Genomic DNA, 4,649 nt, shown 5'->3' on the forward strand with positions numbered 1-4,649 from the left:
GTAGCTCGTGTCATAACGACCATCACAAAAAGAGCCTCTCGAAAGGGAGGCTCTTTTATATGAGCAGGACAGACATTGCCTGTGTGTCAGAAACCGTAGAGGCCATGATACAAAAGCAGGTGGTTTATATGCGGGTATAGCAAAGGAATGAGAAAGGGATGCCTTCGGAAGTGCTGCCGCCATCTTCGATTTCGCTCAGCTGCCAGCGAGGATCCTCATCAAGATTGGGGAAGAAAGCATCGGCAGGACGCAGGCAATCATTTTTGGTTACCACAACTTCGCTGCAGTAGGGAAGTAGCTGACGATACACGGAGCTGCCACCAATAACCCATACCTTATTAGGCTGCTCGCCACTCACCAGCTCTAACGCTTCTTCTACAGAAGCAGCACGCTCTACACCCTCGCGACAAAAATCGCTTTGACGGGTAAGGACAATATTGCGACGCTCTTTGAGTGCACGACCGCCAGGAAAACTATCGAGAGTACTGCGTCCCATAAGCACGGTGCCGCCCTTGGTGCAGCGTACAAAATGACGCATATCCTCTCTATTATTCACAAGGAGCTGTCCTTTATTTCCAATGCCCCAGTCGGAACACACAGCAACAATTGCTCGCATACTGCTCCTTATACTGCAATCGGAATATTTTTAACCTGAGGGCCATGCTGATAGTTCTCAACTATCAGGTCCTTGGTGGTAAAGTCATAGAAGCTGTGTATTTCAGGATTAAGGCTTACCCGTGGTGCTGCATATTGAGGTCTGCTCATCAGCTCCTCAATAATAGGCACATGGCGATCATAGATATGTGCATCGGCAATCATGTGTACAAGCTCGCCCGCATTCATATGGGAGACCTGTGCCACCATCATGAGCAACAAGGCATACTGACATACGTTCCAGTTATTTGCCGCCAATACGTCTTGGCTGCGTTGCACGAGCAACATATTTAGGGTGGGTCGCGACTTGTTTGGTTCCTGCGTTACATTGTAGATAGCGTTAAAGGCACAAGGATACAGGTTCATCTCAGGAAGGTCTGCAAACTGATAGAGATTGGTCATAATGCGACGAGAGTAGGGCTCATTTTTGAGTTGCCATAGGACGCGATCCATCTGATCCATAGCGCCTTCGGGATAGCTTGTTTTTTGGGCCACTTGGTATCCATACGCTTTGCCGATAGAACCACTCTCATCTGCCCATTCATCCCAAATATGAGATGTTAAGTCTTTGATATTGTTGGATTTGCGTTGGTAAATCCACAGAACTTCATCCATACAACTCTTAAGAGCAGTGCGGCGTAGCGTGAGCGCAGGAAATTCTTCACTTAGGTTATAACGGTTGCATACGCCAAACTGTTTGATGGTATAAGCAAAACTACCATCTTCCCAATGAGGGCGCACGCGCTGTCCTTGGGTGGTAGTGCCATGGTCAATTATATTGCGACACATGTCGACAAAAATCTGATCTGCCTTGCTCAAAATATTACCCTCTCAATAGATCTTCAACAAAAGAATCGTCTAGAGACTGACCTGAATAGAGGCCACTTGATTCATCTTCAAGAGATTCGCCACCAAAGCTATTATTTGAAAACATATAGGGATCGCCTTCGGAGAGCAGCTCATCGCCAACCGCTTCAAATAGTGCGCCAAGACCGCTAAAGCTCGCACCAATCAGTAAGAAAAGCAGCAACACCGCAATGCCCGCAATGAGGTAAGCCTTATTTCCAGCTGTGCTGTTATCAGGTGATGTGGTACCAGAGATGGATTCAATTACTGCAGGAACGGCAGGCATGATTGATTGGTCGACAAGCATACTTTCGTCTTGTCTTGTTTCTGCTTCGTCTTGCTTTGTTTCTATTTGCTTTGGTTCTACCTGTTCTTCTTGTAAGTTTTCTTGCAAGGGATTGTTGGGATGAGTGGTCATTAAAGCCTCCTTAGGGTCGGTGAAGCAAGCTGGCGTGCAGAGGTGCAGGATACGAAGGTACTATCGCTTCACCAAAGCGAGGATTGTCTTCGCTGTGAGTATCGTAATAGTCATGATAGCTGCTCAAGCTGTCAACGATAACGCGGTTTGCTTGTGGCAACACTCGAGCCTCATAGCTCATGACTTTGCCATCAAAAGTTTCTCCGTCATATTGGAGCGGGGCGGGTTTTGTTAGCTCGACACAAATATGTTTGCCGCGAAAAATCTCAAGAGCAGGACGACCAAGATTACGCCCCTCTTTGTCTACGAGACTGGCCACAATCGGACGTAGCAAACCAACGGGACTAGACTGCTCAAGCACAATAACCTCGAGCAAACCGTCGTCCATACGTCCATCGGGGACAATACGAACGTCGCCCTGTATGGTTGAGTTGTTGGCAATGAGACAAGAAATACCATCGCGTTTAAAGGTCTTGCCATCTACGGTAATTTTGAAATGATGAAGCTCGGGGCGCACATTGGCAAGAGCTGCGGCAAAGTAAGCTGCTTCGCCAAAAGTTGATTTGCCTTCAACTGCTGCCTGCATAATCTGTGCGTCATAGCCTGTACCCATCATGATGGAAAAACCACGAGTATGAGCAACGCCTTGCTCATCAACAAAGGTAAGCTCACCCAAATCGGTTTGTGCTGTGCGCCCAATGCGGCAGGCGCGGGCGAGTGCGGATGGCTCTGCAGCAGTATTTAGATTGACGCAAAAGAGATTTGCGGTACCCGATGGGAAGACGCAGACGATGACCTCGCGATTACGTAGTGCATACAACAAGGAAGTGGTTGTACCATCGCCACCCGAGACAACCACTAAATCAAATTCCTCGGCATCAACAACAGCCTCATCGGCACGCTGATTGTCCGCAAGGAGGCGCAATACACACTCGTCACCGCCGCTCAGTAGTGCTCGCTCAAACTCATATATGGCTGAAGAGCCAAAACCAGAGCGTGCATTATGCACAATCAAGCACCGCATCAAATCCTCCACTAACTACTTTGTCTCGGACGCACCTACCTACCTTCGTTAGCTATCATGGTAGACGGCCAAAAGATGGGAAGGTATGACCGCGTGAATGAGCTTCACAAGTCATAAACATACCCCATCTATAGGAGAATCAGTACCGGGGAGATTGCGTGTACATAACAAGCAAAGATGAGCTTGAAAGCTTTTGCGAGCATGCACGTAGTGCCAAGATGCTTGCGGTAGATACAGAATTTTTACGAGAGAAAAGCTACTATCCCAAGCTCTGCTTGGTGCAGCTCGGCACAGTTGAGGAAATTGCTCTGATAGATCCCTTGGCAATTTCTGACCTGTCACCTTTGGCAGATATCATGGTCAATTCACAAATCGTCAAAGTCTTTCATGCTTGTAGTCAAGATCTCGAGGTGCTTTTTGATGTGTTAGATGTGGTGCCTCAACCAGTTTTTGATACGCAATTTGCGGCAGCATTTTTAGGTATGCGTCAGCAGATTAGTTATGGTGACTTGGTTAACGAAGCGTGTCGCGTGCGTTTGCCCAAAGCGCAATCTTTGAGTGATTGGTCGCATCGACCTTTGACTGCTGAGCAGCTGGAATATGCCGCTGATGATGTGCGCTATCTCCCTTGTATCTATGAAAAGATACTGGATGAATTGTTAGCAAAAGATCGCCTTGGGTGGGTTTTACCCGAGATGCAGCAGCTCATCGATAAAATTTCGCTCACACGTGATCCACGTGAGGCATACATACATCTCAAGCATTCTGCTTCACTCACGCGTCGGCAGCTTGCTATTGCGCGCGAGGCTTGTGCGTGGCGAGAAGAAATGGCAGCTCAGCGTGATGTTCCACGTCGATGGGTGGTATCTGATGAGGTGCTTGTTGAGTGTTCTCGTCACCTTCCTCGTGATATCAATGCTATAAAACGCATTCGAGGAGCAGCGAAGATTTCCACCTCAGATGCAGAAGCTTTGCTTGCAGCACTGCGTAGGGGAGCGAAGTCGGACGGTTCTGATTTGCCTCGTCGAGCTCGTAAAGAGCATCCATCCAAGGAATCTGAGGGTGTTATCGATTTGATGAATGCGATGGTGCGTATTAGCTCGGCGGAGTGTGGCATTGCACCTCAACTGTTGGCAACTCGTGATGACTTGCACGATTTGCTTGCAGGCAAACGCGATTGCATACTTTTGCAGGGCTGGCGCAAGCAAATCATAGGCAATCGCCTTCAAAAGCTTCTGTCTGGTGAGCTAGGTCTTACCGTTAAAGACGGTCGTATCGAGTTGCTGTAAGTGTGCTGTGCTTCTTGGGTACAACAAAGTTAAGCGATTAAAGGGGGTTTTGGGATGTATTACGGTGATGGAGCCTATATTCTGCTACTCATTGTGACCGCTGTTTTGGGAATGGGTACACAGGCTTATATCAAAAGTACGTATAAAAAATGGTCTGAAATTGATGGTTCTGATTCAGGAACGGGTGCTGAAGTAGCACGTCGCATGCTCGATTCTATGGGTGCTCACGATGTTGGCATCGTTCGTACGTCGGGTCATCTTTCGGATTATTATGACCCTCGTGACAACAAGCTGCATCTGTCTGATGAAAATTTTGATGGTGGTTCGGTTGCTTCAGTTGCTGTTGCTTGTCATGAAGCAGGGCATGCGGCTGTCTCTTATACACATCTGACGCTGCCGACGAAACCTTATGGGTGTA

General features: G+C 47.9%; 6 protein-coding genes. 2 read left to right on the plus strand and 4 right to left on the minus strand.

What is annotated here, in order from left to right:
• Window positions 1-124 precede the first annotated feature (124 nt).
• The 4 genes from Q0X25_RS07205 to Q0X25_RS07220 are packed head-to-tail and all read right to left on the minus strand — an operon-like array spanning window position 125 to window position 2,942.
• On the minus strand, window positions 125-616 hold the full coding sequence (locus Q0X25_RS07205) for a dihydrofolate reductase (RefSeq protein ID WP_298580573.1): 492 nt from the start codon (window positions 614-616) through the stop codon (window positions 125-127).
• An 8-nt stretch (window positions 617-624) separates the two neighbouring features.
• Complete coding sequence (gene thyA / locus Q0X25_RS07210; RefSeq protein ID WP_298580576.1) at window positions 625-1,473, minus strand: thymidylate synthase; 849 nt, start codon at window positions 1,471-1,473, stop codon at window positions 625-627.
• Between the two features lie 4 nt (window positions 1,474-1,477).
• Window positions 1,478-1,918 carry a hypothetical protein gene (locus Q0X25_RS07215; protein WP_298580578.1) on the minus strand — a complete coding sequence of 147 codons (441 nt, stop codon included), beginning with the start codon at window positions 1,916-1,918 and terminating at the stop codon, window positions 1,478-1,480.
• A gap of 10 nt (window positions 1,919-1,928) precedes the next feature.
• Window positions 1,929-2,942: a diacylglycerol kinase family protein gene (locus Q0X25_RS07220; protein WP_298580581.1), complete on the minus strand. Its 1,014-nt coding sequence runs from the start codon at window positions 2,940-2,942 to the stop codon at window positions 1,929-1,931.
• A 158-nt stretch (window positions 2,943-3,100) separates the two neighbouring features.
• On the opposite strand from Q0X25_RS07220, the gene rnd reads away from it, so the two are divergent.
• Entirely contained in the window at window positions 3,101-4,231 is a 1,131-nt protein-coding gene (gene rnd / locus Q0X25_RS07225; RefSeq protein WP_298580585.1) for a ribonuclease D, read from the plus strand.
• 54 nt (window positions 4,232-4,285) lie between these two features.
• Window positions 4,286-4,649: zinc metallopeptidase (locus Q0X25_RS07230; RefSeq protein WP_298580588.1), on the plus strand; the 364-nt coding region annotated here is incomplete at its 3' end.

It is taken from the genome of uncultured Olegusella sp. (genome assembly GCF_947253395.1).
GTDB lineage: Bacteria > Actinomycetota > Coriobacteriia > Coriobacteriales > Atopobiaceae > Olegusella.

Excerpts from the sequence above, each read along its gene's own strand:
- Q0X25_RS07205 (WP_298580573.1), bottom strand. The coding sequence starts at position 616 with ATGCGAGCAATTGTTGCTGTGTGTTCCGACTGGGGCATTGGAAATAAA.
- Q0X25_RS07215 (WP_298580578.1), bottom strand. The coding sequence starts at position 1,918 with ATGACCACTCATCCCAACAATCCCTTGCAAGAAAACTTACAAGAAGAA.
- Q0X25_RS07220 (WP_298580581.1), bottom strand. The coding sequence starts at position 2,942 with ATGCGGTGCTTGATTGTGCATAATGCACGCTCTGGTTTTGGCTCTTCA.